At 64.3% G+C, this 25,867-nt stretch carries 27 protein-coding genes and 1 tRNA gene; 12 read left to right on the top strand and 16 right to left on the bottom strand.

Annotation, left to right across the window (positions count from 1 at the left end):
• Nucleotides 1-2: 2 nt before the first annotated feature.
• Complete coding sequence (locus ACOGXH_RS06420; protein WP_419928278.1) at nucleotides 3-1,139, top strand: hypothetical protein; 1,137 nt, start codon at nucleotides 3-5, stop codon at nucleotides 1,137-1,139.
• On the opposite strand, the gene lipA is transcribed toward ACOGXH_RS06420, so the two are convergent.
• The 4 genes from lipA to ACOGXH_RS06400 form a co-directional block, all read right to left on the bottom strand.
• On the bottom strand, nucleotides 1,136-2,827 hold the full coding sequence (lipA, locus tag ACOGXH_RS06415) for a lipoyl synthase (protein ID WP_419928277.1): 1,692 nt from the start codon (nucleotides 2,825-2,827) through the stop codon (nucleotides 1,136-1,138). The genes ACOGXH_RS06420 and lipA overlap by 4 nt on opposite strands.
• Nucleotides 2,824-4,116, bottom strand: a complete 1,293-nt coding sequence (locus tag ACOGXH_RS06410; protein WP_419928276.1) for a dihydrolipoamide acetyltransferase family protein — start codon at nucleotides 4,114-4,116, stop codon at nucleotides 2,824-2,826. Before ACOGXH_RS06410 ends, lipA begins: the two co-directional genes overlap by 4 nt.
• Before the next feature lie 33 nt (nucleotides 4,117-4,149).
• Entirely contained in the window at nucleotides 4,150-5,547 is a 1,398-nt protein-coding gene (gene lpdA / locus ACOGXH_RS06405; protein WP_419928275.1) for a dihydrolipoyl dehydrogenase, read from the bottom strand.
• A gap of 138 nt (nucleotides 5,548-5,685) precedes the next feature.
• Nucleotides 5,686-5,991: a lipopolysaccharide assembly protein LapA domain-containing protein gene (locus ACOGXH_RS06400; protein ID WP_419928274.1), complete on the bottom strand. Its 306-nt coding sequence runs from the start codon at nucleotides 5,989-5,991 to the stop codon at nucleotides 5,686-5,688.
• A 71-nt stretch (nucleotides 5,992-6,062) separates the two neighbouring features.
• Here ACOGXH_RS06400 and ACOGXH_RS06395 point away from each other — a divergent pair, with 71 nt between their 5' ends.
• Nucleotides 6,063-6,956 (top strand): TIGR01777 family oxidoreductase, encoded by an 894-nt coding sequence (locus ACOGXH_RS06395; protein ID WP_419928273.1) that lies wholly within the window; start codon nucleotides 6,063-6,065, stop codon nucleotides 6,954-6,956.
• Entirely contained in the window at nucleotides 6,956-7,411 is a 456-nt protein-coding gene (locus ACOGXH_RS06390) for an SRPBCC family protein (RefSeq protein WP_419928272.1), read from the top strand. Before ACOGXH_RS06395 ends, ACOGXH_RS06390 begins: the two co-directional genes overlap by 1 nt.
• Nucleotides 7,412-7,417: 6 nt before the next feature.
• Here ACOGXH_RS06390 and ACOGXH_RS06385 read toward each other — a convergent pair whose 3' ends face one another.
• On the bottom strand, nucleotides 7,418-7,885 hold the full coding sequence (locus ACOGXH_RS06385; RefSeq protein WP_419928271.1) for a ribonuclease H family protein: 468 nt from the start codon (nucleotides 7,883-7,885) through the stop codon (nucleotides 7,418-7,420).
• A 45-nt stretch (nucleotides 7,886-7,930) separates the two neighbouring features.
• On the opposite strand from ACOGXH_RS06385, the gene aceE reads away from it, so the two are divergent.
• Complete coding sequence (gene aceE, locus ACOGXH_RS06380; RefSeq protein ID WP_419928270.1) at nucleotides 7,931-10,627, top strand: pyruvate dehydrogenase (acetyl-transferring), homodimeric type; 2,697 nt, start codon at nucleotides 7,931-7,933, stop codon at nucleotides 10,625-10,627.
• Nucleotides 10,628-10,668: 41 nt separating this feature from the next.
• On the opposite strand, the gene ACOGXH_RS06375 is transcribed toward aceE, so the two are convergent.
• Entirely contained in the window at nucleotides 10,669-11,868 is a 1,200-nt protein-coding gene (locus ACOGXH_RS06375) for an amidohydrolase family protein (RefSeq protein ID WP_419928269.1), read from the bottom strand.
• Nucleotides 11,869-11,952: 84 nt separating this feature from the next.
• Here ACOGXH_RS06375 and ACOGXH_RS06370 point away from each other — a divergent pair, with 84 nt between their 5' ends.
• A complete protein-coding gene (locus ACOGXH_RS06370; RefSeq protein WP_419928268.1) occupies nucleotides 11,953-12,774 on the top strand; it encodes an enoyl-CoA hydratase-related protein in 822 nt (273 codons plus the stop codon).
• Nucleotides 12,775-12,798: 24 nt separating this feature from the next.
• Here the strand turns inward: ACOGXH_RS06370 and ACOGXH_RS06365 are convergent, their stop codons facing one another.
• On the bottom strand, nucleotides 12,799-13,935 hold the full coding sequence (locus tag ACOGXH_RS06365) for an aromatic ring-hydroxylating oxygenase subunit alpha (RefSeq protein ID WP_419928267.1): 1,137 nt from the start codon (nucleotides 13,933-13,935) through the stop codon (nucleotides 12,799-12,801).
• A 101-nt stretch (nucleotides 13,936-14,036) separates the two neighbouring features.
• Here ACOGXH_RS06365 and ACOGXH_RS06360 point away from each other — a divergent pair, with 101 nt between their 5' ends.
• Genes ACOGXH_RS06360 through ACOGXH_RS06345 form a run of 4 tightly spaced genes read left to right on the top strand, consistent with a single transcriptional unit; the run spans nucleotide 14,037 to nucleotide 16,791 of the window.
• On the top strand, nucleotides 14,037-14,804 hold the full coding sequence (locus ACOGXH_RS06360; protein ID WP_419928266.1) for a hypothetical protein: 768 nt from the start codon (nucleotides 14,037-14,039) through the stop codon (nucleotides 14,802-14,804).
• Nucleotides 14,805-14,808: 4 nt separating this feature from the next.
• Nucleotides 14,809-15,573: an SDR family NAD(P)-dependent oxidoreductase gene (locus tag ACOGXH_RS06355; protein ID WP_419928265.1), complete on the top strand. Its 765-nt coding sequence runs from the start codon at nucleotides 14,809-14,811 to the stop codon at nucleotides 15,571-15,573.
• Nucleotides 15,574-15,628: 55 nt separating this feature from the next.
• Entirely contained in the window at nucleotides 15,629-16,315 is a 687-nt protein-coding gene (rpe, locus tag ACOGXH_RS06350; RefSeq protein WP_419928264.1) for a ribulose-phosphate 3-epimerase, read from the top strand.
• Nucleotides 16,316-16,317: 2 nt separating this feature from the next.
• On the top strand, nucleotides 16,318-16,791 hold the full coding sequence (locus ACOGXH_RS06345) for a hypothetical protein (protein ID WP_419928263.1): 474 nt from the start codon (nucleotides 16,318-16,320) through the stop codon (nucleotides 16,789-16,791).
• Nucleotides 16,792-16,831: 40 nt separating this feature from the next.
• Here ACOGXH_RS06345 and ACOGXH_RS06340 read toward each other — a convergent pair whose 3' ends face one another.
• Genes ACOGXH_RS06340 through ACOGXH_RS06330 form a run of 3 tightly spaced genes read right to left on the bottom strand, consistent with a single transcriptional unit; the run spans nucleotide 16,832 to nucleotide 19,113 of the window.
• Nucleotides 16,832-17,422, bottom strand: coding sequence for an ATP-dependent Clp protease proteolytic subunit (locus ACOGXH_RS06340; RefSeq protein ID WP_419928262.1), 591 nt, complete (start codon nucleotides 17,420-17,422; stop codon nucleotides 16,832-16,834).
• Nucleotides 17,423-17,443: 21 nt separating this feature from the next.
• Nucleotides 17,444-18,589, bottom strand: a complete 1,146-nt coding sequence (locus ACOGXH_RS06335) for a DUF1214 domain-containing protein (RefSeq protein WP_419928261.1) — start codon at nucleotides 18,587-18,589, stop codon at nucleotides 17,444-17,446.
• Nucleotides 18,586-19,113: a cupin domain-containing protein gene (locus tag ACOGXH_RS06330; protein WP_419928260.1), complete on the bottom strand. Its 528-nt coding sequence runs from the start codon at nucleotides 19,111-19,113 to the stop codon at nucleotides 18,586-18,588. Before ACOGXH_RS06330 ends, ACOGXH_RS06335 begins: the two co-directional genes overlap by 4 nt.
• 253 nt (nucleotides 19,114-19,366) lie before the next feature.
• Between ACOGXH_RS06330 and ACOGXH_RS06325 the strand changes: the two genes are divergently transcribed.
• Nucleotides 19,367-19,519: a hypothetical protein gene (locus ACOGXH_RS06325; RefSeq protein ID WP_419928259.1), complete on the top strand. Its 153-nt coding sequence runs from the start codon at nucleotides 19,367-19,369 to the stop codon at nucleotides 19,517-19,519.
• 182 nt (nucleotides 19,520-19,701) lie between these two features.
• Here ACOGXH_RS06325 and ACOGXH_RS06320 read toward each other — a convergent pair whose 3' ends face one another.
• On the bottom strand, nucleotides 19,702-21,123 hold the full coding sequence (locus ACOGXH_RS06320; RefSeq protein ID WP_419928258.1) for a HEPN domain-containing protein: 1,422 nt from the start codon (nucleotides 21,121-21,123) through the stop codon (nucleotides 19,702-19,704).
• Nucleotides 21,124-21,773: 650 nt separating this feature from the next.
• Here ACOGXH_RS06320 and ACOGXH_RS06315 point away from each other — a divergent pair.
• Together ACOGXH_RS06315 and ACOGXH_RS06310 are read left to right on the top strand one after the other, a co-directional pair.
• Nucleotides 21,774-22,064 (top strand): hypothetical protein, encoded by a 291-nt coding sequence (locus tag ACOGXH_RS06315; RefSeq protein ID WP_419928257.1) that lies wholly within the window; start codon nucleotides 21,774-21,776, stop codon nucleotides 22,062-22,064.
• 20 nt (nucleotides 22,065-22,084) lie between these two features.
• Nucleotides 22,085-22,504: an LEM-3-like GIY-YIG domain-containing protein gene (locus ACOGXH_RS06310; protein WP_419928256.1), complete on the top strand. Its 420-nt coding sequence runs from the start codon at nucleotides 22,085-22,087 to the stop codon at nucleotides 22,502-22,504.
• A gap of 110 nt (nucleotides 22,505-22,614) precedes the next feature.
• On the opposite strand, the gene ACOGXH_RS06305 is transcribed toward ACOGXH_RS06310, so the two are convergent.
• The 5 genes from ACOGXH_RS06305 to rph all read right to left on the bottom strand — a co-directional run bounded on the left by ACOGXH_RS06305 (nucleotide 22,615) and on the right by rph (nucleotide 25,731).
• Nucleotides 22,615-23,499, bottom strand: coding sequence for a LytR C-terminal domain-containing protein (locus tag ACOGXH_RS06305; RefSeq protein ID WP_419928255.1), 885 nt, complete (start codon nucleotides 23,497-23,499; stop codon nucleotides 22,615-22,617).
• Nucleotides 23,500-23,725: 226 nt separating this feature from the next.
• The gene (locus tag ACOGXH_RS06300; protein WP_419928254.1) at nucleotides 23,726-23,986 is read right to left on the bottom strand and encodes a hypothetical protein; all 261 of its coding nucleotides are present in this window, start codon (nucleotides 23,984-23,986) and stop codon (nucleotides 23,726-23,728) included.
• Nucleotides 23,987-24,307: 321 nt separating this feature from the next.
• Nucleotides 24,308-24,392 (bottom strand) — tRNA-Leu (locus tag ACOGXH_RS06295).
• Between the two features lie 14 nt (nucleotides 24,393-24,406).
• Nucleotides 24,407-25,003, bottom strand: coding sequence for an RdgB/HAM1 family non-canonical purine NTP pyrophosphatase (gene rdgB, locus ACOGXH_RS06290; protein WP_419928253.1), 597 nt, complete (start codon nucleotides 25,001-25,003; stop codon nucleotides 24,407-24,409).
• Nucleotides 25,000-25,731: a ribonuclease PH gene (gene rph / locus ACOGXH_RS06285; protein WP_419928252.1), complete on the bottom strand. Its 732-nt coding sequence runs from the start codon at nucleotides 25,729-25,731 to the stop codon at nucleotides 25,000-25,002. The genes rdgB and rph overlap by 4 nt, the downstream gene beginning before the upstream one ends.
• Nucleotides 25,732-25,867 lie beyond the last annotated feature (136 nt).

Here is a 25,867-nt window from a genome sequence, read left to right as displayed (position 1 = left end):
GCGTGAGCGACCAATCAACGAGCCAAGCGGACGACAGCCGTCCAGCGCGCAGCATCTCGGGGACGGCATCTGCCCCACCCACTTACTTGACCTGGTCTGATGCGATCAACAAGCGAGTCCGCACCGGGGATTGGTCGGACCAGGCGGTGTCCACCACGGTCAAGATTGCCGAGGCCATCGACACCGGAGACTGGGAGACCGCCGCCCAATTGGTGGACTACTGGATGGAGGAAGCCAAAGTCGTCCATGTGATCTACCAGGTTTGGGGCCAGGGATGGGGTTCCTTCCTGACCGCTCAGGGGGTGACCCAAGACGACCTTAACGCCGAAGTCGCCCGGCTCCAGGAACTGTTGGCCTTCCCCGACGGCGGACCGTTCGAGCCCGAGCCGCGGTGGATGGCGCTCGCCCAACGGGCAGGAGAGCTGGGCAATCGCTTGCGGGCTTATGAGATCGAAGCCGCTGAAGCCCATTCCCAGCTCGATCAGCTACGGGAGCGCTGGCGCCAGCTCCACGACCGAGGGGCCGACTTCCAGTCGGGGATGCTGAGCTTCGTGGCCGACCGGTTGGGTGAGGCCGCGGTGGGTGACGCCTACGCCCATGTGCTCGCGCCCTACCTGGAGGAGCGCTATTTGCCCTTCGACCTGCGCGAGAAGTCTTACGAGGACACCTTGTACCGCAACCTCTACCTGGCGTTTGAGGCCATGCGGGCCCATCTGGTTGGCCCCGATCGCGCCGGGGGCATGGACCTAACCGAAGACGAAGACAAGTTTGTGATCTCGTTCGACCCCTGTGGGTCGGGCAACCGAGGCCAACGCGGCGATCTCGTGGAGGGCACTGGCTCCCGTTCCGAGCCTCCCTACAACTTCGGGGTCACTACTGCTGAGCACGACTGGGCCTGGAACGAGAAGGGCGTGTGCTACTACTGCGCCCACTGCTGCTACACGCTCGAGCTGTGGCCCGCCCGCCAGTGGGGACACCCCATTCGGGTGGTGGACTCCCCCCTATACCCCGATGAGACTTCCGGGCCTGAGCCGGCGAAGTGCACTTGGACCATCTACAAGTCGGTGGAGGCCATCCCCGAGGAGGCCTACGTGCGCATTGGGCTCAAGAAGCCAGGCCCAGATGGGCCTGAGGGCTAGCGAGCCGTAAGAGCCAGAGCCTGGGCGTGGGCGTGTTGGGCGTGATGGGAGCTGCGGGTTAGGGGGCTGGCCTCCACGTGGGAGATGCCCAGCGATAGGCCGACCTCCTGAAATCGCTCGAATTGATCCGGCGGCACCCAACGGGCAATCGGAAGATGGTGCGTGGTGGGCCGCAGATACTGGCCGACGGTCACGATGTCGGTGCCCACTGCGGCCAAGTCGGCCATGGTCTGGACCACCTCATCGTTGGTCTCGCCCAGGCCGACGATGATCGACGACTTGGTGGTGAGCCCCGCCGCCTTGGCCCGAGCCAGCACGGCCAGGCTGCGGGCGTATCCCGCTGAGGACCGCACTACCCGCTGGAGCCGGGCCACCGTCTCGATGTTGTGGTTCAACACATCAGGTCGGGCGTCGAAGACCACGGCCAGCGCCTCGGGGTCGCCCTTGCAATCCGGAATGAGCACCTCCACCCGCACTCCGGGAGTGCGGCGGCGGATGGCAGCGATGACGGCGGCGAAACCGGCGGCGCCCCCGTCAGGCAGGTCGTCACGGGCCACCGCGGTCACCACCGCGTAGTCCAGGCCCATGGCCTCCACCGCGTCGGCCACCCGCTCGGGCTCCGCAGGATTGGGGGGCTCGGGACGCTGGGTGTCCACCAGGCAGAACCCGCAGGCCCGCGTGCAGCGCTCTCCGTTGATCATGAAGGTGGCCGTGCCTTCGTTCCAGCACTCGTTGATATTGGGGCACCCAGCCTCTTCGCACACCGTCACTAGATTCCGGCTGTGCAGCACCGAGCGAAGCTGCCGGAATTCGGGGCCGGTTTTCAGGGCCACCCGCATCCAGGGCGGCTTGCGCTCGGCGATGTCCAAGCCGCCGTCGAGGCCGGCTTCGCTCATCTTGCTGCGCAGGCGCACGGCCTTGCCCGTCAGCTCGCCCGGTCCCATGCCCCGACTGAACGGGCTCAAGTCCTCGGGCCGCTGCCGCCAGGCCACGTCGGCCCGGTCCACTCCTCCGGCGTCCCAGCGGTCGACGGCCCGGGCTGCCACCGCATCCACCACTTCCCGCATAGTTGCCCGCCGCCCCTCGGCGGCCAGCGAGGTGACCGCCTTGTCGGGAATGCCGCAGGGCACGATGCGATCGAACCAGTCCAAGTCGCAGTCCACGTTGAGCGCAAAGCCGTGCATGGAGCGGGTGCGGCTGAGGCGCACCCCGATTGCCGCGATCTTGCGGGGGTTGTCGCTGTCGGGGTCAACCCACACGCCGGGGTAGTCGTCCAGGCGGCCGCAGCCGGCCAGCCCCAAATCTCCTAGGGCGTCGATCACCAGTTGTTCCACTGAGCGCACGTAGGCCACGGTGTCGGCCATGCCCCCGCCCCGCTTGCCGGGCACGGTCATAACCGGGTAGCCGACCAGTTGGCCAGGCCCGTGGTAGGTGACATCGCCACCCCGATCGGTGTAGGCCACCTCGGCCCCCACCTCGGCGGGATCTACCAAGATGTTGGCCTCGTCGCCCCTCAGCCCCAGGGTGAACACATGGGGATGCTCCAGCAGCAGCAAGTAGTCGCCCCGCCGCTCGAACATGGCCTGCTGGCAGGCGTGGGCGTCGCGGTAGGACACCCGCCCCAGCCATCGGATGCGAAGCGGGTTCATTGCGCCTTCTTCTGTTGCGGCAACCTGATCTGCAATCACGTCATCTCGGTATGCCAGTCGCGGGTTTCGATGATCGACCGGACGTGGTCCAAGAAGGCGGCCACATAGGCCCCGTCGAACGCGCGATGATCCCAGGCCAGAGCCAGCACCCCTACCGAGTGGATGGCAATTGCCTCGCTCCCGTCCTCTGCGGTCACCACCACCGGCCGGCGGCGGATTCCGTCGGTGGACAAGATGGCCACCTGGGGCTGGTTGATGATGGGGAACTGCATCATGGTGCCCCACTGGCCGGGGTTGGTGATGGTGAACGTGCCGCCGGAGATCTCATCGGCGTTCAGCTTCTTGGCCCGAGCCCGCCGCGACAGATCGGCCACCTCCTCGGCTATGGCCACCAGCCGCTTGCCGTCGGCGTCGACCACCACTGGGGCCAGCAGTCCCTGGAAGTCGAGGTCGACGGCGATAGCCAGGTTCACATAATTGTGTACGACCAGCTCGCCATCTCCCACCGAGGCGTTGATGTGGGGATAGGAATGAAGGGCATCACACACCGCCCGGGCGATAAACGGCAGGTAGGTGAGGCTGAATCCGTGCTCTGCCTTGAACGCCCCCCGGTGGGCCCGGCGCACTTGTTCGACTCCTTCGAAGTCGACTTCCACCGCGGTCAGCACATGGGGCGATACCTGCTTCGACCTCACCATGTGATCGCCGGTGATGCGGCGGATGTTGTTGAGCGGCACCACCGTGTCCCGTCCGACGGTGCGAGAAGGTGTCGCCGGTGCAGGCGGGGGGGCAGCCGGGGCGGCCGCAGCAGGCGCGGGCGCAGTGCGGTGCTGAGACAGGTACGACTCAACATCGGACCGGGTGATGCGCCCGCCCTTGCCAGTACCGGAAATCTGCGAGGGGTCTAGTCCGTTCTCCGCGATGAGCCGGCGCACCACCGGCGACAGCAGGATGCCCTCGCCACCGGAGGGGGCGCGTTCGCCACCTGAAGCGCTCGGCTCAGGCTCGGGCTCAGGGGCGGAGGCAGGATCTGGCTCCGGGGGGGCCTCTTCTGGCGGCGGAGTCGGCGCCAGCGCCGCTGGAGCAGCCGCCCCGTCCTCACTCAAGATGGCGATCACCGCGCCCACTTCCACCGTGTCGCCCTCCGCGGCCACGATCTCCACCAGCACGCCCGACATGGGCGAGGGCACCTCAGAATCCACCTTGTCGGTGGACACCTCGAAGAGGGGCTCGTCTTCGGCCACCTCGTCGCCCACCTGTTTGAACCACTGGGTGATGGTCCCCTCCACCACCGTCTCACCCAGCTGGGGCATCTTGACCTCAGACATCTCGCTTGATCTCCTCCTGAAGAGCCATCTCGCTCAGTGCAGGGCCCGGCCGGTGAGCGCCAGCACCGACTCTCCGAACAGCTCGCTCATGGTGGGATGGGGCTGGATGAACTCGGCGACTTCCGGCACGGTGGCCTCCCAGTTCACCGCCAGATAGCCCTGGCCTAGCTGCTCGGTCACCCACGGGCCCACCATGTGAACCCCGAGAATTCGCCCGCCGGTCCCATCGTCGTTGCGGTCGGCGACGACCTTGACCAACCCGTCGGTCTCACCAACGATCATGGCCCTCCCATTGCCTATAAAGCGGTGTACCGATGTCGCCACCTCGAACCCGGCCTCTTGGGCCGATGTCTCGGTATGGCCCACAAAGGCCACCTCGGGGTGGCAGTAGATGGCCCACGGCACTCTGTCGTAGTCCACCGGCGCAGGCGACTCCCCCAGCAGGTGCTTGACCACCACAATGGCCTCGGCAAACGCCACATGCGCCAGCTGCGGGGTGCGGACCACGTCGCCCACGGCGTACACCCCAGGAGAAGTGGTCTGGCAATACTCGTCGACCACCACATAGCCCCCGTCGTCGGTCTCCACCCCAGCGTCGTCCAAACCGAGACCGTCGGTGAACGGACGTCGGCCCACGCACACCACCACTGCATCCACGTTCAGTGGGTCATCGCCGTCGATGTCCAGAGCAACGCCGTCGCCGGAATGGCGGCACCCTGTCACTGCCACGCCGGTCCGAATCTCGATCTTGCGCTTCTTGAACGCCCGGGTCAGCATCTTGACCACGTCGTCGTCGGCCCCCAACAAGATCCGGGGCAGCGCCTCCAGCACCGTCACCTCCGACCCCAGATCGGCCAGCATCGAGGCGAACTCCAAACCGATGGCCCCGCCTCCGATAATGGCGGCCCGTTCGGGCAGATCGGTGATGGACAGCAGCTCATCGCTGGTGAACACCCGCTGGCCGTCTACTTCGAAACCGGGCAGCATCCGGGGCACCGAACCGGTGGCCACGATCACATGGTCGGCGGTCAGGGTCATCTCGCCTGACTCCCCACCCGATACCGACACCGTTCGGTCCGGTCCCAGCGAACCCCAGCCGTCGATGAGGGTGACCTTGCGGCCCTCCAGCAGTTTGCCCACCCCATTGTGAAGCTGGTCAACGATCTTCTGCTTGCGGGCTTGGGCGGCGGCCATGTCCACCTCGGGCGACCCTGTGGCGATGCCGAATTGATCGGCGTGGGCCACGGTGCGGTACACCGCGGCCGTTTCCAGCAGTTCCTTGGCCGGGATGCAGCCCACGTGCAAACAGGTCCCACCCAGCTTCTGCTTCTCCACCAACGCCACGTCGAGACCAGCGGCGGCGCCGTAGAGAGCAGCGGCGTAGCCACCGGGCCCACCGCCCACCACCACCACGTCATGGCTGCTGCTCATGGTGATCAGCCTATAGGCGGCCTATTGGAACTTCGTCAACGCAGGATGAGCACAGCCTGAACGGCGAACGCCACCAATATGGCCACCCCGCACAGAAGGGCCAAGAGAATCAAGCGGCGTGTGCTCACCGAAGCAGACTCAGCGATTGCGTCGGTGACGCCTTCGCCCCATGTACCAGCTGGCGATTTCCGTGCAGACCACGCTCAGCACGATGGTGATCAAAAGCAGCAGGAACAGGGGCAGATCCCAGTCCCATCCCAGGAAATTGACCCGGGTCTCATCGGTGTTCTGCGCGATGAACACGATCAGGGCGATGGCAGCCAATGCGCCCAGCACCATCCGGGCATTGATCTGCCGGAGCAGGTCGACGAACGATCGCTCCTTGGGCTTTGTGCCCTCGGTGCCTCCATGATCGTACGGAACGCTTGTCTCGGGCTCAGACATGGCAACACGCTACCCGCGATTCGGTTTGCCCATCGGGCCTGGCCACCCGTTCTCTCCGTTACCCTGAGGCTGTGAGGATTGCTGTTGCCGGGGCTTCGGGGCTGATCGGGTCGGCACTGGTCAGCCAACTGAGGACCTCGGGCCACCAAGTCGTCCGACTAGTGCGCAATCAGCAGTCGCGCGCCGAGGACTCCCGCTACTGGAACCCGGCGACCGGCGATATAGATGACGACGCGTTCGACGGCATCGACGGAGTGGTGAATCTGGCGGGAGCGGGCATCGGGGACCGTCGCTGGAGCGAGCGCCGCAAACGCGAAATGCGCATCAGCCGGGTGGACGCCACCGAGCTGTTGGTGGAGGCCATGGGTGCGGCCTCGAATCCACCGGCAGTGCTGGTAGCCGGCTCGGCGGTGGGCTACTACGGGGACCGGGGCGACGAAGTGCTCGATGAGCAGTCCGGCCCCGGCACCGGTTTTCTGGCCGGGTTGTCCGCCGACTGGGAGGCGGCCGCTGTTGAGGCGGAGAGTGAGGGCATCCGGGTGGCTCTGGCCCGCACCGGTCTGGTGGTGGCCGACAACGCCCCATTTCTGACCCGCATGCTGCCGTTGTTCAAGCTGGGCCTGGGCGGGCCGTTGGGCCGGGGCCAGCAGTGGTGGCCATGGATCTCTCTCCAAGACGAGGTTCGGGCCCTGGTCTTCTTGCTGGAGTCCGACTTCGCCGGACCGGCCAACCTCTGCGCCCCCAACCCCGTCACCAACCGGGAGTTCACCCGTGCCCTGGCCTCGGTGCTGCGCCGCCCCGCTGCCCTGGCTGTTCCCCGCTTCGGCCCCCGGCTCCTGGTCGGCCGCGAGCTGGCCGACGAGCTCTTGTTCTCCAGCACCCGAGCCCATCCCGCCGCATTAGCCGATGCGGGCTTCGAGTTCCGCCACCCCGATCTGCTCCCGACGCTAAAGGAAATTCTCTGATGTACAAGCGCGTATTCACCGACAGCCGGGTGGTTCCCGCTCCTGCCGAAGAGATCTTCGCCCTGCTGGCCGATCCGGCTCGCCACTCCGAGATCGACGGATCAGGCACCGTGCAGAAGGTTGTTTCCGGATCGGGCCCCATGCAGATGGGTTCGAAGTTCAAAATGGCCATGAAGATGTACGGCTTCCCCTACAAGACCACCAGCACCGTGGTGGAGTTCGAGGAGAACCGCCGCATCGCCTGGTGCCATTGGGGCAAAAACCGGTGGCGCTACGAACTCGAGCCGGTGGCCGGAGGCACTCGGGTCACCGAGTCGGCCGACTTCACCACCTCCCCCGCTATCAACCGCTTCATGGCTGCGGTGGCGTACACCCCCGAGAGTTTTGCGACCAACATCGCCGCCACCCTCGACAACCTCGTCTCAAGGTTCAGCTCAGAGGGCAACCAACTCTAACTTCGCTCAGAACAGCGACTGCTCCTCCACCACGTCTACTACGTCCTGACTGTCGGCCGCCTCGGTGGCCAAGCGATCGGCTTCGTCATTCCAGCGGTTGCCAGAATGGCCCTTCACCCATACGAATTCGATCTCCCGGGCCAACACCAGCTCAATCAGCGGCTCCCACAGATCGCGGTTGGCCACCGGCTTCTTCTGGCTGTTGCGCCAACCCCGGCGGATCCACCCCTCCCACCACCGATCCCTAAAGCAGTTGACCACGTAAGTTGAGTCGCTGAACACCTCCAGCGGCCCCTCCACCGACCGCACCGCCTCCAACACCGCGTTCAGCTCCATGCGCTGATTGGTGGTCTGCGGCGCCCCTCCCGAGGCCGACTGGCCATTGGGCACCACCCAAGCCCATCCCCCGGGGCCGGGGTTACCCCGGCAGGCACCGTCGGTGTACACCACCGTGGGCTTTTGGGTCTCGGTCACCATCTCATGGTGGCACGATCATCCCAGAGTTGAAAGCATGGTGGCGTGGCCGTGAACTTCTCACACCAGCTGCCGGACACCGATCCCGACGAAACCCGCGAATGGCTCGACAGCCTCGACGCGGTGGTCAGCGCTTCCGGCGGGCAGCGAGGCCGGTACCTGCTCCGCCGCCTCTTGGACCGAGCCGACGAATTGGGCGTCGGCCTCTCCGGCACCGTCCAAACACCGTATGTGAACACCATCCCCACTGCCGACCAGCCGTTTTTCCCCGGCGATGAGAACATAGAGCGTCGGATTCGGGCTTTCATCCGGTGGAACGCCGCGGTCATGGTGGTGAAGGCCAACAAGCGAGCCGACGGCATCGGCGGCCACTTGTCCACCTTCGCCTCTTCGGCCGCCCTTTACGAGGTGGGATTCAACCACTTCTTCCGGGGCAAGGAGGATGGGCTGCCTGGCGACGCCGTCTACATCCAGGGTCACGCCGCACCCGGCATCTACGCCCGGGCCTACCTCGAGGACCGGCTAACCGAGGAGCAGCTCGACAACTTCAGGATGGAGATCGGAGGCCGCGGGCTGTCCAGCTACCCTCACCCCCGACTCATGCCCGACTTCTGGGAGTACCCCTCGGTATCGATGGGTTTGGGGCCGATCAACTCCATCTACCACGCCCGCTTCTACCGCTATCTGCACGACCGCCGCATTGAAGACACCAGCGACTCCAAGGTGTGGTGTTTCGTGGGCGACGGCGAGTGCGACGAGCCGGAGACGCTGGGGTCCATATCGTTGGCCGGCCGGGCCAAGCTGGGCAACCTCATCTGGGTGGTGAACTGCAATCTCCAGCGCCTCGACGGCCCGGTGCGGGGCAACGGCAAGATCATTCAAGAGCTGGAGGGCAACTTCCGGGGCTCGGGTTGGAATGTGGTCAAGGTGATCTGGGGCTCGCGCTGGGACGAGCTGCTGGCCGCCGATGTGGACGGCGTTCTGCTGGAGAAGATGATGACCACGGTGGACGGGGAGTATCAGCGCTACGCCACCGAGTCCGGGGCCTATATCCGGGAGAACTTCTTCGGACCCGATCCCCGACTGCGCAAGATGGTGGCCCACCTGAACGACCGCCAGCTTGAGGACCTGCCCCGGGGCGGCCATGACTACTTGAAGCTGTATGCCGCCTATAAGGCCGCGGTGGAGGCCACCGATCGGCCCACGGTGATCTTGGCCAAGACCATCAAGGGCTGGACGCTGGGAGAGGGCCTGGAGGCCCGCAACGCCACCCACCAGGTCAAGAAGATGACCACCGCCCAGCTCATGGACCTGCGCTCCCGGCTCCACTTGGAAGAGGAAATCCCGGCCGAGGCGCTCGAAGACGATGCCAACCCCCCGTACTACAAGCCCCCCCACGACTCCCCCGAGCACCAATACCTGATGGCCCGCCGACGGGAGCTGGACGGCCCGCTGCCCACCCGGGTGGTGAACATCCGCCGGCCCATCAAGCTGCCCGACGACAAGATGTTCACCGACTACGACGAGGGATCGAGCGGGCGCGAGGTGTCCACCACCATGGTGTTCACCCAGATGCTGCGCAACATGATGCGAGACGAAGAATTCGGGGCCCGCGTCGTACCCATCGTCCCCGACGAGGCCCGCACCTTCGGCATGGACTCCCTGTTCCGGGAATTCAAGATCTACGCATCCGAGGGCCAGCTATATGAGCCGGTGGACCACGACCTGCTGCTGTCCTACGCCGAGGGCCAAGACGGCCAGCTCTTGGAGGAGGGCATCACCGAGGCCGGGTCGCTGGCCTCGTGGACGGCAGCGGCCACCAGCTACGCCACCATGGGCGTGCCGATGGTGCCGTTCTACTCCTTCTACTCCATGTTCGGATTCCAGCGGGTGGGCGACCTGATCTGGTCGGCGGCCGACTCCCGGGCCCGAGGTTTCTTGATGGGGGCCACCGCGGGACGCACCACCCTGTTGGGCGAGGGATTGCAGCACCAGGACGGGCACAGCCACCTGCTGGCCACCACCGTGCCGGCCTGCTGCGCCTACGACCCGGCCTTCGCCTATGAGTTGGGGGCCATCGTGCGCTCCGGGCTGAATCGGATGTACGGCAACGGCGGCGGCGAGGACGTCTTCTACTACATCACCATCTACAACGAGAATTACCGCCAGCCCCGCCGGGCCGACTTCATCAGCGACGAGCACATCTTGTCGGGGCTCTACCAGTGGAACCACGCGTTGGACGGCACCGAGCAGCAGGCCTCAATCATCTTCTCCGGAACTGCCCACCAGGCCGCCCGCGACGCCCAGGCCGAGCTGGCTGAGCACTACGGGATCGGGGTGGACCTGCTCAGTGCTCCCTCGTTCAAGGCAGCCCGGGAGGAGGCCCTGGAGGTGGAGCGCTGGAATCGCCTGCACCCCGACGAAGACCCCCAGGTGCCGATGGTGACCCAGCGGTTGGCCGGAAGCCAGGGACCGGTGGTGGCGGTCACCGACTATATGACCATGGTGCCCGACCAGATCGCTCGCTGGGTCCCCCGCCGCTTCATCCCGCTGGGCACCGACGGCTTCGGCCGCTCCGACACCCGCGAGTCGCTGCGCCGCTTCTTCGAGACCGACGCCAACAGCGTGATATCGGCCATCTTGAGCGCCCTAGCCGCCGAGGGCAGCCTCGACCCGGAGGTGGCCAAAGACGCCGTGGCCCGCTACGACCTCAACAACCCCCACTTCGACCCCACCGGGTAGCGGGGTGCCGCCGGGGGGCGGCGTCTGGCTTCAGACCGACGTCAGGCTGGTTGGAGTTGGTTCAGCTCGGTGACGTTGTCGAGGAGGATCTTCTTCTCGGTGGCGTCGTCGAAGTCCTTGTCCTTGAGCTCCACCAGATAGTCCAGCGGCTGGGGCATTCCCTCGATATGGGGCCAGTCGCTGCCGAAGATCACCCGGTCGGCCCCCATGTAGTGGACCACCTCGGCCACGTCGTCCTCCCAGAAGGGGTTGATCCACACATGCTGGCGGAACAGCTCGGAGGGATCCTCCTTGAACCAGCCCACATTCTTGCGGGTGGCCTGCTCCAGCTTGCGGAACATGTCGCCCAAGAACTGCGAGCCGTTCTCCACCGAGGCAATGCGCAGGTTGGTGAACCGCTCGAACAGCTTCTCCAGCGACAAGGTGATGAGATAGTCGTAGGCGGCCCGCTCGATGTTGTAGGCCTTGATACTGGGCTTGTACTTGCGCTGCCTGCCCATACTCGACGAGGCGAACCCGTCCTCGTCATAACCCTGGGTGGTGTAGCCGCTGTCGCCGGCATGGACCACCGCGCAGATCCCAGCCTCGTTCACCCGGGCCCAGAATGGGTCGAAGTGCTCGTCGGCGGGCGACAGCGAGCCGTAGTCCGTCCATACCGCGGCGGGGCGCATAACAATGGTGCGGGCGCCCTTTTCGAGGCACCACTCCAGCTCCTGGCAAGCCCAGTCCACGTCGCCCAGCGGGATGTAGGGGGCGGCGAAAATGGTGTCGCGGTAGGCAAAGCCCCACTGTTCTTCGAGCCAGCGGTTGAACCCGCCGAACAGGGCCTTCACCGCCTCGAGATCGGTCTTTATCAGCTCCTCATAGAGCACCCCCAAGGTGGGGAACAGCCATACCGATTGGAGGCCCTGCTGGTGGACCTTGTCGACCCGGGCGTCGCGGTCGTCCACGTAATAGCGGGGCAGCGGCTCGCGCTCACGGAGCATGTCGGCGATGTTGGTTCCGTCGGGGTTACCCCGGAAGTAGTTGTGCAGGGCCCCGGGCAGGGCGATGGGGTCCCACGTGGGATTCACCACTGCCTTGCTGATCTTGCCCCCCACCAAGTGGTAGCGGCGGCCGTTCACCTCAGCCCACTGCACGCAGCGGGGTTGCATGGCCGGGTCCACATGGCGGGTGAAGGCGTCCACCGCCTCGTAGTAGTGGTTGTCGCAGTCGAAGGGGGAGTATCCGAGATCGTCCACGGAACCAGGGTACCGCCGCATTCTCGGCGGTGTCTGCTTGAACGGCGGCCTCAGTCCCGAGTCGGTCGCGCTACCGTCGGCCCCGTGCCAGATACCACAGAAACCGAGACCGCCATACTCACCGAGGATCGGGAGCGGGTGCGCTACATCACCTTGAACCGCCCCGAGCGGCGCAACGCCTTGACCATGGCCCAGCTCGGGCAGTTCTTCGACACGCTGGCCGATGCCGACGCCCTTCCCGACGTAGGGGCCATAGTTGTTCAGGGCGCGGGTGGGGCGTTCTGCTCGGGTATCGATCTCGACCCCGATGAGATCGACTTGGACTACGACTCCCGCTCTTTCGAGCAGGAGTTGGCCCTGGTGGAGCCTTTTCGGAGATTCGAGGAGATGTGGCGGCTGCGCACCCCGGTCATCGCCTCAGTGCAGGGCTACTGCCTGGCGGTGGGCACCGACATCGCCTTCCACGCCGACATGACTGTCTGCTCAGACGACGCCCAGTTCGGCTACCCCATCGTGCGGTCTATGGCCTCTCCCTCCACCCACATGTGGACCTATCTGGCCGGCCCGCAGTGGGCCAAGCGCCTGCTGCTCACCGGCGACATGATCGACGGGGCCACCGCAGCCCGGGCCGGGTTCGTGCTGGAGGCCGTGCCCGCCGACGAGCTGGCCGACCACACCCACGCCCTGGCCCGCCGGATGGCCACCGTGCCCGGTGACATCTCCGCCGCCAACAAGGCCATCTGCAACAAGGTCCTCGAGCTGATGGGCTACACCATGGCCCAGGAGCTGGCCCGCGAGCACAACGTGATCGCCCACCAGTCCCCCGCCGCCCAACAATTCGGCCACCTCATCCGGACCGAAGGTTTCAAAGCCGCCCTCGCCTGGCAAGCCGACCAATTCGGCTAGCCGGCTCGGTTAAGGAGACCCTCATCAGCCCAGCAGCTTGTCCAAGGCTTGGTGGAAGTGGATGAGGGCCACTTCGTGACGGCCGACGATTGTTTCGCTGACCAGGCCCGAGGATAGGGACTGCTGGATCTTGACCGCTTGCGGGAAGTCCTCACCGGCGCCCACTTTTTGGTGGAGCTCCAGGGTGCGCTCGTAGTGGGGGCGGGTTTGGTCGGTGACCGACTCAGGGGTGTAGAGGGTCATGGTGATGTCGGTGTGGTCGGCCGTGGTGGGCAGAAACTGGTAGACGGCGAAGTGGTCCACGCTGTGGCTCAGGATGGTGTTGGGAGCGATCAGGTACTCCACGGTGGCCCGGCTGAGCAGGTCCCACTGGTCCTCGGGGGCCTCGGCCAGCTCCAGGATCGACTTCTGGCAGGTTTGAAACCGCAGGTTGGGGCCATAGCCGCGATAGGTCATGGGCTGGGATAGGTAGTACCGGCCCACCGTGGTGCGGTGCAGCGAGAACACGTGGTACGACTCCAAGAAGGTGTCCACCAGCAGCTTCCAGTTGCAGGGCCAGCTCGACTCCCACCGGTCGAACGGGACGTAGCCGCCCACGCCGAAGTCGTCGAGATCTTGGGCGGCATCGCCCACCAGCCCGGCGGCGTCCACCGATTCATCGCCCTCGGCCCGCACAAACACCAGGCCGCAGGCCTCCCCCACTGGCACCGGCACCAGGCCGAGATCGGACTCGTCGGTTCCAGCGAATCCCTCCCCCGCCTGGGGTCGGGCCAGTAGCGACCCGTCGAGCCGGTAGGTCCAGGCGTGGAACGGGCACCGTAGCGACGCGGCCTCCGATCCGCAGCCGCTCACTACCGATGAGGCCCGATGCCGACACACGTTGCGGAACGCCCGCAGCTCCCCGTCGTCGCCCCGCACTACCACCAGCGGCACCCCGCCGACGATGAGCGACACGTAGTCGCCCACTGACGCCACCGCCCCCGACAGGCAGGCCACTATTGGGCGGCGGCGGAACAGTGCCTCCCGCTCGGCCTGCCAGTGGGACTCGCTGGTGTAGACCGCGGCGGGCAGCGCCAGCGTGTCGTCGGCAAGCTGCGTGGTACCCGCGGCGTGGTGATCCAGTAGCTCCCGGATCAGCTCCACCTGGGTCTCGCGCCGCACAGGCAGAGCCTAGGCCCTCATCATCTGACCGCCTCAGCCCAGTAACGTCGGCGGATGATGAAGCCCCACCGTACGAGCACTGACCATCCGGGAGACCTGGAATGAACCGCGACCTGTATTTGTACGAGGTGGTCGACATCATCGGCCAGGGCCAGTACGACTACATGGAGCACCTGTGGCAAGACCCGGTGCTGCGCATGCCGGAGATGTTCGGGCTCCAGGGCGCCTTCTACATCCTGGGCGCGGGCGGAGGGCGCTGGCCCCAGGTGATCAACATCTGGGATATCGGCTCAGAGGGCTGGAAGGGCCTGGCCAAGAACCTCGACCGGCTCAACCTGAAGCGGCGCAAGGCGTTCTACGGCGACTGGTGGGACGAAGCCGCCCAGTGGCGCTCCGGCGGGTTCGACCGGCTGTGCGGGGGCGTGCCAGGCAGTCCGAACACTGCCGAGATCGTCGAAGAAGGCATCGCCGGCACGCTGTTCGTTAACGAGATCCTCACCGTGCAGCCGGGTACGCCGCTGGAATTCCTGGCCGCGGTGGTACAGGAGCGGGTTCCTCTCATGGCTGACTACGGCCACCGACCAACCGGGCTGTATGAGGTGCTCAACAACCAGCATGAGGTGGTGATGGTGTGGGCCACCGACATCGCCTCCCATGTCACCTTTCGCCAGAACCGCGACACCACCCGGGGTCTGTGCGATGAGGGAACCGCCGATGATCGGATCACCGCCTGGGAGCAGCGCTCGGCCGAATACGTCACCGGCGGCGACACCCACCTGATGACCCCGCTGCCCCGCACGGTGTACGGGCCCGACGACTGGGAGGACGCCAGCCTCGAGCACTGGCTGGCCGCGCAGGGACAGGATTGATGCGATGACCGACAAGTTCGATTTGAGTGGGCGGGTGGCCATCGTCACCGGAGCCTCCCGGGGAATCGGCCATGCGCTGGCCTTGGGGCTGGCGGAGGCCGGGGCCAAAGTGGTCGCCGCCAGTCGCACGCTGGATGCATGCCAGGCCCTGGCCGACCAGATCACCGCCGCCGGTGGCGAAGCCATGGCCGCCCAGCTCGACATCGGCCAACTCGACCAGCATCAGCCGCTGGTCGAGGCCACCATCGAGCGCTTTGGCCGCCTCGATGTGCTGGTGAACAACGCCGGCGTGCTGCGTCCCCACGTCACCACCCGGGTCACCCCCGAGGAGCTGGACGACATCTTGGCCGTGAACCTCAAGGGGCCGCTGTTTCTGTCACAGGCTGCGCTCGATCACCTGGCCGCCAACGGGAGCGGATCGATCATCAACATCGGCGCTCTGGGGGCCTTTCAGCCTATGGAGGGCATCGGGGCGTACTGCGCGGTCAAAGCGGCCATGGCCAACTGGACCACCACCATGGCCCGGGAGTGGGCCAGCCGGGGAGTGCGGGTGAACCTGCTGGTTCCCGGCCCGGTGGCCACCGACATGATCCTGCCCCGCGACCCCGAGGCCCGGGCCCGCTTCGAGGAGCAGGTGGCCGCCGAAACCATCTTCGGCCGCCTCGGCGTCCCCGACGACCTGGTGGGGGCCGCGGTGTTCCTGGCCAGCGACGCCTCGGCGTTCATGAGCGGCCGACCGGTGTTCGTCGACGGCGGAATGCTGCGCTGAACAGGCCAACCAAATGGTTCACATTTCCCAGGCCAGCACCGGGTAGGGTCGGTTCATGGCCGAAGAGGTCTTGGCCTCAGACATTTTGATCGCGCCTTCAGTGCTGCCTGCCGATTTCGCCCGGCTGGGTGAGGAGTGCATCGGGCTGGAGAAGGCCGGGGCCGACCGGATCCACTGGGATGTGATGGACGGCCGATTCGTTCCCAACCTCACTTTCGGTCCTGACGTGATCGCCTCGATCCGACCCCTGGTGTCGTTGCCGTTCGAGGCTCACCTGATGGTGGAAGAGCCCCATGAGCTGGCCCCCCGCTACGCCGAGGCCGGCTGCGAGCTGCTCACCGTCCACGCCGAGGCCTGTCCTCACCTGCACCGCACCCTGGGGGCCATCCGAGAGCTGGGAATGGAAGCGGGCGTAGCCCTCAACCCGGCCACCCCGGCTTCGGCCGTGGCCCATGTGCTGGACCTCTGCCGACTGGTGCTCGTGATGACCGTCAACCCCGGCTGGGGCGGCCAGTCGTACATCGCTGCGATGGAGTCCAAGGTGGCCGAGGTGCGGGCCATGATCGACGACGGCGGACACGACGTGGAACTCGAGGTGGACGGCGGCATCGGACGGAGCACGATCGGAGCCGCCGCCAAGGCCGGAGCGGGGGTGTTTGTGGCCGGCAGCGCGGTGTTCTCCGATGAGCTGGGGTTCAACCACGCCATCGGTGAGTTGCGAGAAGCAGCCGCTCAGCACTGACGATGCGACAGCCGACTGCGGCTGCACTGGCGCTGGTGCTGGGGGTTCTGACGCTGGCAGCGGTGGCGCTCAGCGCCTGCGGCAACGATGACCAGCCCAGCTTGGAGACCTTCTGCGGGCGACTGGAGACCGCCTTCGGCCCCGAGGGCGCCCTGGCCGCCGACTACTCCGATGATCCCGGCGGCGCGCAGGCGGTTGTCGACGAGCTGGAGTCGATTCAACGGGTGGCGCCCCTGGAGGTCGAGTCGTCGCTGGCCGTCATCATCGACACCGCCAGTCTCATCATCGGGGTGTTCAGCGGGGAGGAAAGCGCCGGGCTCGATGCCGCCCAGCTAGAGGAGAGCGGGACGGCCTCCGCCGAATTGGCCCGCTACGCCGCGGAGCACTGCGGCCTGGATTTGGACTGGGACAGCCCTGTTGTCTTCGTCGATCCCGACAGGATCCCCGGCGAGGTGCGGCTGGACGTGCGGGGCTAGCTGTTCGAAGAAGCTGGAAAGGAAAGCGGCTTGCTACCGATCAGAGCATCTCGCCGCGCTTGACGATCACGTGGTCGATGATGCCGTACTGCTTGGCCTCTTCGGCGGTGAACCAGCGGTCGCGGTCGGAGTCGGCCTCCACCTGCTCCACCGACTGGCCGGTGTGGGTGGCGATGCGCTCGGCCAGCAGCGACTTCACGTAGGCGTGCTGCTCGGCCTGAATGGCGATGTCGGCAGCTTGACCCCGAACCCCGCCGGAGGGCTGGTGCATCATGATTCGAGCGTGGGGCAGGGCGTAGCGCTTGCCGGGAGCGCCGGCGCACAGCAGGAACTGTCCCATAGAGGCGCCCAATCCCATGCAGATGGTTCCCACATCGGGGGTGATGAACTGCATGGTGTCGTAGATGGCCATGCCCGAGGTGACCGACCCGCCCGGGGAGTTGATGTAGAGCCAGATGTCCTTGTCGGTGTCCTCGCCCTCCAGATAGAGAAGCTGCGCGGTGATGTAGTTGGCGATGTCGTCGTTCACGTCGGTTCCGAGAAACACGATTCGGTTCTTCAGAAGCCGGTTGTAGATCTCGAAAGCGCCGCGCTCGGGGCTGCCCGGCTCGAACAGGACGGGGTTGGTCATGGCCACAATCGTACCGGGCCGCTACGGCGTCTCGGCCACCCGATCTACCGGCATTACCGTGCACACCGGAGCATCAGGGGGTTCGGCGGGAAGCATGAACCGCCAGAACACCGCAGCCCGGGGCTCACCGCAGGTGTCCAGCCAGTTGGGCACGCCGGGATCGCGGTGGGCGATTACCACCCGGTAGCGGCGGTCTTCTCCCATCTCCATTTGGGCGTCGTTCAGCGACACGGTGCGCTCCAGGTAGTCGGCCGTCTGGCCCAGCTCGTTCCAGATCACCACGTTGGTGAACAAGCCCTCGGGAATCCGGCCCTCCATGACCAGGGCCTCGTCGGGGGCCAGCTCGTACTCCCCGGCCGAATAGGCGATGTCCACCGCCCCCCATCCACCGCCGTCGCTGTCGGTCCAGTCCACCGGCGGACCCATCGTGTTGGGCGCATCGGAGTACCAGGTCGGCCGCCGTCGGGGCTGGGAGCCGAGCATCTGGCCGCCGAACTTCGAGCGCACCCACGCTTCCACCCGCCTCAGGCGACGGGCTACCGCGGCATCGTCGGGCACCGGGGCCTGCTCAGGTCCGTCGACTGTCTCGATGCGCAGATCGGGCACCAGGTCGGGTTGAGCTGAGGCGGCTTCGGCCTCATTGAAGTAGAACCGGACCACCACCGAACCGGCGTCCTCCTCCAATGGCATCCAGTTGCCGCCCTGGGCATCCGGCGAGAGCACCACCTCGAATCGTCCGTCGTCCTCGAACGCCATGTCATCCATATTGAGCTCGGCCACCACCCGGGTCGGCCAGTGGCCGTCGCGGTCGCCGCCGTGCACGGTAAGCGACAGATAGACCTCCCGGCCCCGTCGTCCCTGCACTCGATAGGTGAGGTCGCCCCGCAGCGGTGCGAAGAAGTAGATGGCGTCGGGGTTGTCGCCCCATTTCCGGTACGGGGAGATGAGGCGCACGAAGTGGGGCCGCTCGGGTTCGTTCTCCAGATACAGGTCCAGTGCCCCCCACAGGGCCATGGCCAATCCCCGGATGCCCAGGTGCTCTCGGCCGGGGGCCAAGCCCCTCTGGGGCCCGATCCAATCGGCGTCGATTTCCGCCAGCGCGCCAACCAGGTCCTGCCAAGCCTGCCGGGCTTCGCTGTCCGGCGGTTCTTCCCGGGGGACGCTCACAGTGCCTCCGGGCCGATGGGCGCCGCGGGCAGCGTGTCCTCGTCGGCGTCGATGAGCACCGCCAGAAACGTGGTGGGCTCATCGGTGCGATTGCGCCACGCGTGAACCGTTCCCCGCTGCACCACGCAGTCCCCGGCTCGGAGGTGGACGTCGTCATCGCCTTCCAGCACCAGCCACAATTCCCCCTCCAGCACGCAGATGAAGTCCACCGTGGCGGTGCGGTGGAGATTCTCGTCATCGCCCACCGGGCGGGGACTGCCGTCAGCGTCCACGTACACCGCCGAGTCGGGCGGCAACTTGTTGCGGATTATGTTCACCCCACCGGCCGCCGGCGCCAGCCTGAAGCCGTCCCGGTCGCCCGGCGCGGTGTAGCTCGTTGGGAGCTCGTCCACCGTCCAAATGGCGGTGAGGAACTGGTCGGAATGGCGAGGGCTGATCACCACCGGCGGCAGACCATCACTGTCCACCACCGAGTGGCCGTCACCGTCCACCGCGGTCACAACCCGCCGAAAGTCATCAGTCATGTGGAGTCTTAGCCACCTCCCGTTTCCCTTGCTGGCACAAGGGAAACGAATAGGGGTCTGAAGCTATACCCCAGTCAGAAGGCCGTCTATACCCCACTGAGTGTCTTTACCTGCACTGACAGTCCCAATCAGGCTATTTGAGAAATCAGCACATTGGTGCTCGATCTGTATTGCTACCGCTCGCCAATCTGCTGCTCCCCCAGGTCAGAGGGCTTCAGACGGGCGGGAAGGCCGCCCGGTACACTTGAGGCACATGAAGCTGATCCGCCAAACTACCCAGCGCATCAACGACTGGTTCCTAGCGGACTACAAACGATACGTAGCCCTCTCGGTCGCAGTGGTCATCGCCCTGGGGGTCGGCTGGTATCTCATAGTGGCCTACGCCTTAACAGCGAATCAGGCATAGTGAGACCCCTAGACAGCCTTGGAGTCCGCGCGAAACGACTTTCTCCAGGTAGTACGTCCGCGTTTCTGAGAAGTGTGACGCGTTCTGAAGAATTCCGAGACACATTCTCGACTGGGTGGCGCTTCCCCAGGTCAGAGGCCACGCGAAGCCATGCGATTTAGGCCAAAAAGCACTGCCAGTAGCTAGCTAGACGTATTTTCTTCAACTTCGGCGTGCCACTCTCTAATCATCCTGATTTCTTGTCTGAAGTAATCGTGTTTGCGAATGATCCGCGATACTGCTGCTCGCGGCAGCCCCAGTTGAATCAGGAAAATGTATCTCGCAATCCAGTGCAGAGACTTGGCATAAGCGTAGTATCGCAAGCCGAGACTGCCCTGCTGGGTAGGGTTGCCGTGAGAAGCTATAGATCGGTACTTGACGATTTCAGCATCTACGTCAGGCCAAGCCGTTCTTACCATCAAGCTCAATTTTCCGACTAAGCCGAAGACTTCACCGACCCTTCTTGTCAATCCCTTGTTATTTCGGTTAGACAGCATTCGACACACCCATTCCTTCAGATCATCAGGCGACGATTCAATGATGGTTTCTACTCGGTGAGAGTATTCGTCAGGTGGCAATGAAGTGCCGCCAATTAGGGTGTGAAGAAGCTCAATCGTTCTGAAGGCGTTTACAAATGTGGCGTCAGCACTCTTGTCTACAGTGCGTTCTTGCGACTGGATGAAATATGACAACGCCATTTTCAAATCACCGTTCTTTAGTAGATCGAAGTAATTTGTCAGCAGTTGCGATACATCAACTCCGTGTTCAGCGAATGCCTTGCGCGTGGCCAACATATCCATGTGTCCCCGCTTCCCGTCGTATTCTTTGTCGGATTGCAAGAGACTGAAATGAAGGTCAACAAGTTCTTCGCTGTCAGCAAGCTGGACCGTTATGCCTACTGCTCTGGCTGGCTTTAGAGACAATAGGCTCAACAGTTGTCGAAGTGGATGTACCCATTTCTCGATAACATCCCTGATCTGTAGATCGTCATAGATTTCAATAGAGGCTGTCCTCGTTGCCTTGTATCCATCCGAAGACGCATCCAAATGCCAACCGCTCTTGATTTCAATGCGTGCTTCATCAATATGAGCCTCATAGGACGACGCTGATGGAAACAATAGCGACTGGTCCTCAACGCGCAACTCATGGCTAGACATAACCCGGTCACTTGCCCAGTCACCCAAGACATCGTATTCGATCCTAATGAAACTAATATCGCTGTCTTTTGAAACCCAACACCTGCCCGAAGCATAGCCCCCTACCGACCACGTTTCCTTACCAGTCGCGGGTGACGCATAAATGGTGGTAAAGGAACTTCGCCAGGTATCAAAGAGCGACACACACTTTCCATCGTCTGTCATTCCCCACACCGTGTCGTGGGAGCGTGCTGGTGTGTCGGAGCCAAAGAATTCAACGCGGCCATCCTGTGACAACCCTCCAAGAGTGTTGAGGTTCCAGGGACCGTTTTCGTCGCCCTGCAATTCACCGGAAGTCCTTTGGTCAGGCAACTCGTAAGGTGTGTCGGGGTCGGTGGGCAAGTCTGGTATCCACCATTCGCCAAGCATTTGATTCCTCGCTCTCTCGTTAAGGACTAGGTGTAAGACGTGCGCTCTAGGACATACAGCCCCAGCCGACCCCATTTCGGCCCAGCCGGTTTGGGCTTACGCACGGCAAAAGCACAACAATGGATTGCTGTTCATGGGTGAGGTCGATTCGCCGGGGCTGGCTACCAGCTTTCCCACCCGCCGCTTCTTGTCTTGTTGTAGCGGGGGTTCCGTCCTCTGTTGCTTCGGCGGTGACCTGACAGCCTTCCAGCTTCCCAATGTCGGGCCGATCCCCTGGACATCCCACCAGTCTCGACCTGCATACGCCCGCGCTTGCCAGACCTGCGGTGTTCGGCAGCCCGCCGCCGAGCATTGTTGGTGGTCCCCACGTAGACGACTTTGCCGCGACGGTCGCGCAGTGTGTACCCCCGCACAGAAGATCGGCGCTGCTTGTTGCGCCCCTGCTTGGACCCCCACTGCCTGTAGCGCCGCCGCCTTGCCATGCGGCCACCATAACCCGACAAGACCGGTCTGCCACCGCAAGCTGCTATGCACGCAAGGACTTGTTGGGAGGAAGAAACGATGGCCGAGCGCTGAGAAGCGTGGGTTCGGAGCGGGGCATACTGCTTCGTTAGCGTGTGGCGCGAAGGTGGATTGGAGGAAGAATGGGGATGAGCGTTTCGGAAGTCGTCACTCGGGAGAGCGTCTACAGGGCGATTGCCATTCACGACGAAATGGGGAGAGAGGCTTTTCTGGCCCGCTACGGCTATGGGCCAGCCACAAGATATTTGCTGGTAGAGGATGGTAAGGACTATGACTCTAAAGCAATCTGCGGTGTCGCCTATACGCTCAATCACCCTGACGGCTCTGGACCCCCAAGCTTCAGCGGTGGTGTGACTACAACGAATACCGCTGCAACGGTCTTGGAGAATTTGGGATTCAGAATTGTCGATAAGCCATAGTCAGTCCGATAGGAGGATTCATGGCTAACCAGGAGGGCTTCACGCCAGTTGAAGCTGAGAACTTGCAGCATTATGTGTATGTCTTTCAAGACCCGCGCGACGGCACGATCTTCTATGTGGGGAAGGGGAAAGGCAATCGTTTTCTCGCACGTCTACAGCACTCCGATGAGAATGAATGGCACAACAAGCGGCTTGACAAAATACGTGAGATCGAAACTGAGGGCCACAAAGTCAGGTGCTTCATCGCCCGTCATGGCATGGACGAGCAGACCGCGCTCGAAGTGGAGGGAGCACTGATCGATGTTCTGCGGCTTATTGGCAACGACGAACTGACCAACAAGCATCGAGGGCACTTCCCCTCACGAGGGCTTTGGGACTTTAGAGGGCACATCGAAGGAAACGCATGGGGAGTACCTGCCGACAACTACAAGGAGTCTTGAGCGGATCTGCTCCTGGTGGGGGAAGCAACAATCGCCACAACCGCAACGACCGAGACAAGAATCCAAATAATCGTCTTACCGTCCACTGCAGCCTTCAGGCTGTCCGACTGTCAGCCGGGGCGCTGGGCCAGGCTGTCGGGTCCGATCAGGATGAGGACAAATGCGTTGCCCAGAGACTCGAGAGTGAGACCACCGGGGGGAGGATCGGGCATCGGCCACAGGGGCTTCTCAGACTCGCCCAGCAGCCGGGCAATGCACTGGGCGTCCACCTCGTACCCGGCCCGGTAGTAGAAGGCCGAGCCCGTCTGAGGACTGGCATTGTGCGGAGGCAGCGTCACGTAGTTGGCCGCATTCAACTCGCCCGAGAGCCGACCGGCTGCCCCGGACACGTCGGTCCCATTGGCCACCAGCACACCGATGGTGGACGGATCGCGGCACTCGAGCTCCTCGCTAACGACACTCCCCCCGCAGAAGATGGCTATGGCATCGTCTTCGCCAAGAGTTCCAGGATTTTCGTAGGTAACGGACTCTCCGCTTCTCACCGTGCCTGGCGGGCACACAATTGTCTCGATGGTGGTATCGCACCACTCACCACACCATTCACCGCAATACTCCTCCACAGCCTCCTCGAAAGCGGTCAGGGCTGGATCGCTCTGGAAGTCATCAGGGTTGTATTGGAACTCCATTCCTGCCCGATCAAAGTTGTCCGGGCAAACCGCCGTGACCAAAGGCGACTCCGAGACACCACAGCCTCCTGGTACGAGCTGGGTGTCAACGTCGAATTGGCAACGGTAGACGTTCAACAGCGCTTCTTGGCTCTGGACCAGCCCGTCTCGCATGTCAATGTCGTTCTGTGTGGGATTCGCAGGTGCGGGACCAGGCGCGATCCGATCAGGGGTAGGACATCCTCCCGGTACCACACCGGTGTCCACCCCAAACAGGCAGCGGTAGGTGTTCAACAAGTTCTCCTGGTTGGCGATCAGTTGATCTCGCACTTCAACGTCGCTCTGCGTCTGAGCAGACGCGACCGGCGAGACAAGCACTGACACCAACGCGACTAAGGCAACGAGCAGAACGGTTGGGCGGGGCTTCAAGATCGTTTGCACGAGCGGAAATCTATAGTCGTGTAGACACGCTGTTGCAGCCAAGGCACGGGCAGTTCGAGTGAGCGCCAGGCGGGTTAGCCCCTAGTCCTCCCTCCCTTGGGGTTGCTGCCATCGCTTAGGCGCAGGCTGCTCCTGCGTCGATGATCCAATTGCCGTCTGGTAGCTGCGCTGCGTATAGCACAACCTGCGCGTTCCCTTCGGCGTCGCGAAAGGCAACGGAATCGTCTTGGCTGAGTTGTTGGGTGAGGTCTCTTGCGCTGATGGAGTATCTCCCGTCGCGGCCTTTCCACCAGCGGCCTACGGATTCTCTCTTCCACCAAAGGGCGGCAGCTTCATCCACTGTGGGAACGCCGACCACGTGATCCGGGTCGATCATGTCTTCCCAGCCGACAGATTGCTCCCCGTAGCAGGCTAAGCCTGAGCTCTGGACGTAAAGAGTCGGTTCAGGGGTCGGGGTTGGTGCGAGTGAAGGCTCGGCAGTCACCTGGGTTGTGGTTGCTGCGACAGGAGCAGCAGTCGGGTCGGGGGTCGCAGAGTCGTCATCGGTGCCACAAGCCGCTGCCAACAGCGCAGTAACGGCCACACAAGCGACGGCTCGCAACGCTCTCCCCATGAACAGAATGCTACAACCGCCTTCGTGTTCCACAGGATGGCCAGACGACGCGGCGGCCACCCGGTTCATGGGGAATTCAGAATGTGCGCCAGGTGGGATTTGAACCCACACGGGCTTGCGCCCACAGGGACCTAAACCCTGCGCGTCTGCCAAGTTCCGCCACTGGCGCGAGGCGCTTACAGGCTACAAGCCCAACTGGGCGGCCAAGGCCCGAAATGCCCGGCCCCGGTGGGAGACGGCGTTCTTCTCGTCGGGCGACATCTCGGCAAATGTGCGCCCGTCTCCTCCGTCGGGAACGAACACCGGGTCGTAGCCGAAGCCCCCATCGCCTCGGGAAGCGCCGGCGATGGTTCCAGTGGTCGTGCCCTCGGCCAGCACCTCGCCGCCGTCGGGAAACGCCACTACCGCCACCGTGCGAAAGCAAGCCGACCGGTCGGCCATCCCCTCCAGCTCATTCAGCAACCGGGCCCGGTTGTCGGCGTCGTCGGCGTGCTCACCGGCGTAGCGGGCCGACTTCACCCCCGGCGCTCCGCCCAGCGCGGCCACTTCCAGCCCGGTGTCATCGGCAACTGCGGGCTGACCGGAGTGCCCGCAAACCGCGGCTGCCTTCAGTCGGGCATTGGCCTCCAGCGTGTCGCCGTGTTCGACCACTTCACCTAGATCGCCAGGCCGGGGCAGCAATTCAACCGCCGATCCCAAGATGGCCGCGATCTCAGTCAGCTTGTGGGGGTTGGCGGTTGCCGCCACCAACTGCAATGGCTGGTCCGAGTCGAGGCTCAACGTGACGCGGGCGGGTCGGCCAGCAGTTGGTTTTGCCGCTTGATGATCTGCTCGATCCCCGACGTGGCCAAGTCCAACAGCGCATCCAGCTGATCTCGGCCAAAAGGCTGACCCTCGGCGGTGCCCTGCACCTCCACGAAGCGGCCCGACTCGGTCATCACCACGTTCATGTCCACTTCGGCGTCCACGTCCTCCACGTACGGCAGATCGAGAGACGGCATTCCGTCAATGACCCCGACCGACACCGCGGCGCAAGCCTCGATCATCGGGTGCTGCTCGATCGCTCCGGCGGCCAGCAAGCGGCTGAAAGCGTCGTGAAGCGCGACATAGGCGCCGCTAATAGCGGCGGTACGGGTGCCGCCGTCGGCTTGGAGCACGTCGCAGTCGCAGATCACCTGGCGCTCGCCCAGCTTGGCGGCATCGGTCACTGCCCGCAACGAGCGTCCGATCAAGCGCTGGATCTCCTGGGTGCGGCCCGACTGGCGGCCCCGGGCCGCCTCCCGGTTGACCCGCTCAGGCGAAGACCCCGGGAGCATTGAGTATTCGGCCGTCACCCAGCCCGTGCCCCGGCCCCTCATCCACCGGGGCACGTCGGGATCAATCGACGCAGTGCACAGCACCCGGGTGCGGCCGAAGGAGACCAGCACCGATCCGTCGGCCATCTCGGTGAAGTCCCGCTCAAAAGCGATGGGACGCAGCTCGTCCGCCGCCCGCCCGTCGCTTCTCATGGCGCTGTCCTCATAGATCAGCCTTCATACGTGTCATCTCCGATAACGGTGACACCCAGGACCATCGTGGACACAATTGAGCGGTCCAAATCGACATAAGAGGAACGGCCTCGACTCTGGCGGGATGAGTCGAGGC

Origin of the sequence: Candidatus Poriferisocius sp., assembly GCF_965208355.1 — a bacterium.
In the GTDB taxonomy this organism is placed as follows: Bacteria; Actinomycetota; Acidimicrobiia; order Acidimicrobiales; family Bin134; genus Poriferisocius.
Note: the sequence above shows the minus strand (reverse complement) of the source record. Positions and strands in the feature narration are given on the sequence as shown.

Excerpts from the sequence above, each read along its gene's own strand:
- ACOGXH_RS06410 (WP_419928276.1), bottom strand. The coding sequence starts at position 4,116 with ATGTCTGAGGTCAAGATGCCCCAGCTGGGTGAGACGGTGGTGGAGGGG.
- lpdA (WP_419928275.1), bottom strand. The coding sequence starts at position 5,547 with ATGAGCAGCAGCCATGACGTGGTGGTGGTGGGCGGTGGGCCCGGTGGC.
- ACOGXH_RS06400 (WP_419928274.1), bottom strand. The coding sequence starts at position 5,991 with ATGTCTGAGCCCGAGACAAGCGTTCCGTACGATCATGGAGGCACCGAG.
- ACOGXH_RS06390 (WP_419928272.1), top strand. The coding sequence starts at position 6,956 with ATGTACAAGCGCGTATTCACCGACAGCCGGGTGGTTCCCGCTCCTGCC.
- ACOGXH_RS06360 (WP_419928266.1), top strand. The coding sequence starts at position 14,037 with ATGAACCGCGACCTGTATTTGTACGAGGTGGTCGACATCATCGGCCAG.
- ACOGXH_RS06355 (WP_419928265.1), top strand. The coding sequence starts at position 14,809 with ATGACCGACAAGTTCGATTTGAGTGGGCGGGTGGCCATCGTCACCGGA.
- rpe (WP_419928264.1), top strand. The coding sequence starts at position 15,629 with ATGGCCGAAGAGGTCTTGGCCTCAGACATTTTGATCGCGCCTTCAGTG.
- ACOGXH_RS06345 (WP_419928263.1), top strand. The coding sequence starts at position 16,318 with ATGCGACAGCCGACTGCGGCTGCACTGGCGCTGGTGCTGGGGGTTCTG.
- ACOGXH_RS06340 (WP_419928262.1), bottom strand. The coding sequence starts at position 17,422 with ATGACCAACCCCGTCCTGTTCGAGCCGGGCAGCCCCGAGCGCGGCGCT.
- ACOGXH_RS06330 (WP_419928260.1), bottom strand. The coding sequence starts at position 19,113 with ATGACTGATGACTTTCGGCGGGTTGTGACCGCGGTGGACGGTGACGGC.
- ACOGXH_RS06325 (WP_419928259.1), top strand. The coding sequence starts at position 19,367 with ATGAAGCTGATCCGCCAAACTACCCAGCGCATCAACGACTGGTTCCTA.
- ACOGXH_RS06320 (WP_419928258.1), bottom strand. The coding sequence starts at position 21,123 with ATGCTTGGCGAATGGTGGATACCAGACTTGCCCACCGACCCCGACACA.
- ACOGXH_RS06315 (WP_419928257.1), top strand. The coding sequence starts at position 21,774 with ATGAGCGTTTCGGAAGTCGTCACTCGGGAGAGCGTCTACAGGGCGATT.
- ACOGXH_RS06310 (WP_419928256.1), top strand. The coding sequence starts at position 22,085 with ATGGCTAACCAGGAGGGCTTCACGCCAGTTGAAGCTGAGAACTTGCAG.
- ACOGXH_RS06300 (WP_419928254.1), bottom strand. The coding sequence starts at position 23,986 with ATGATCGACCCGGATCACGTGGTCGGCGTTCCCACAGTGGATGAAGCT.
- rph (WP_419928252.1), bottom strand. The coding sequence starts at position 25,731 with ATGAGAAGCGACGGGCGGGCGGCGGACGAGCTGCGTCCCATCGCTTTT.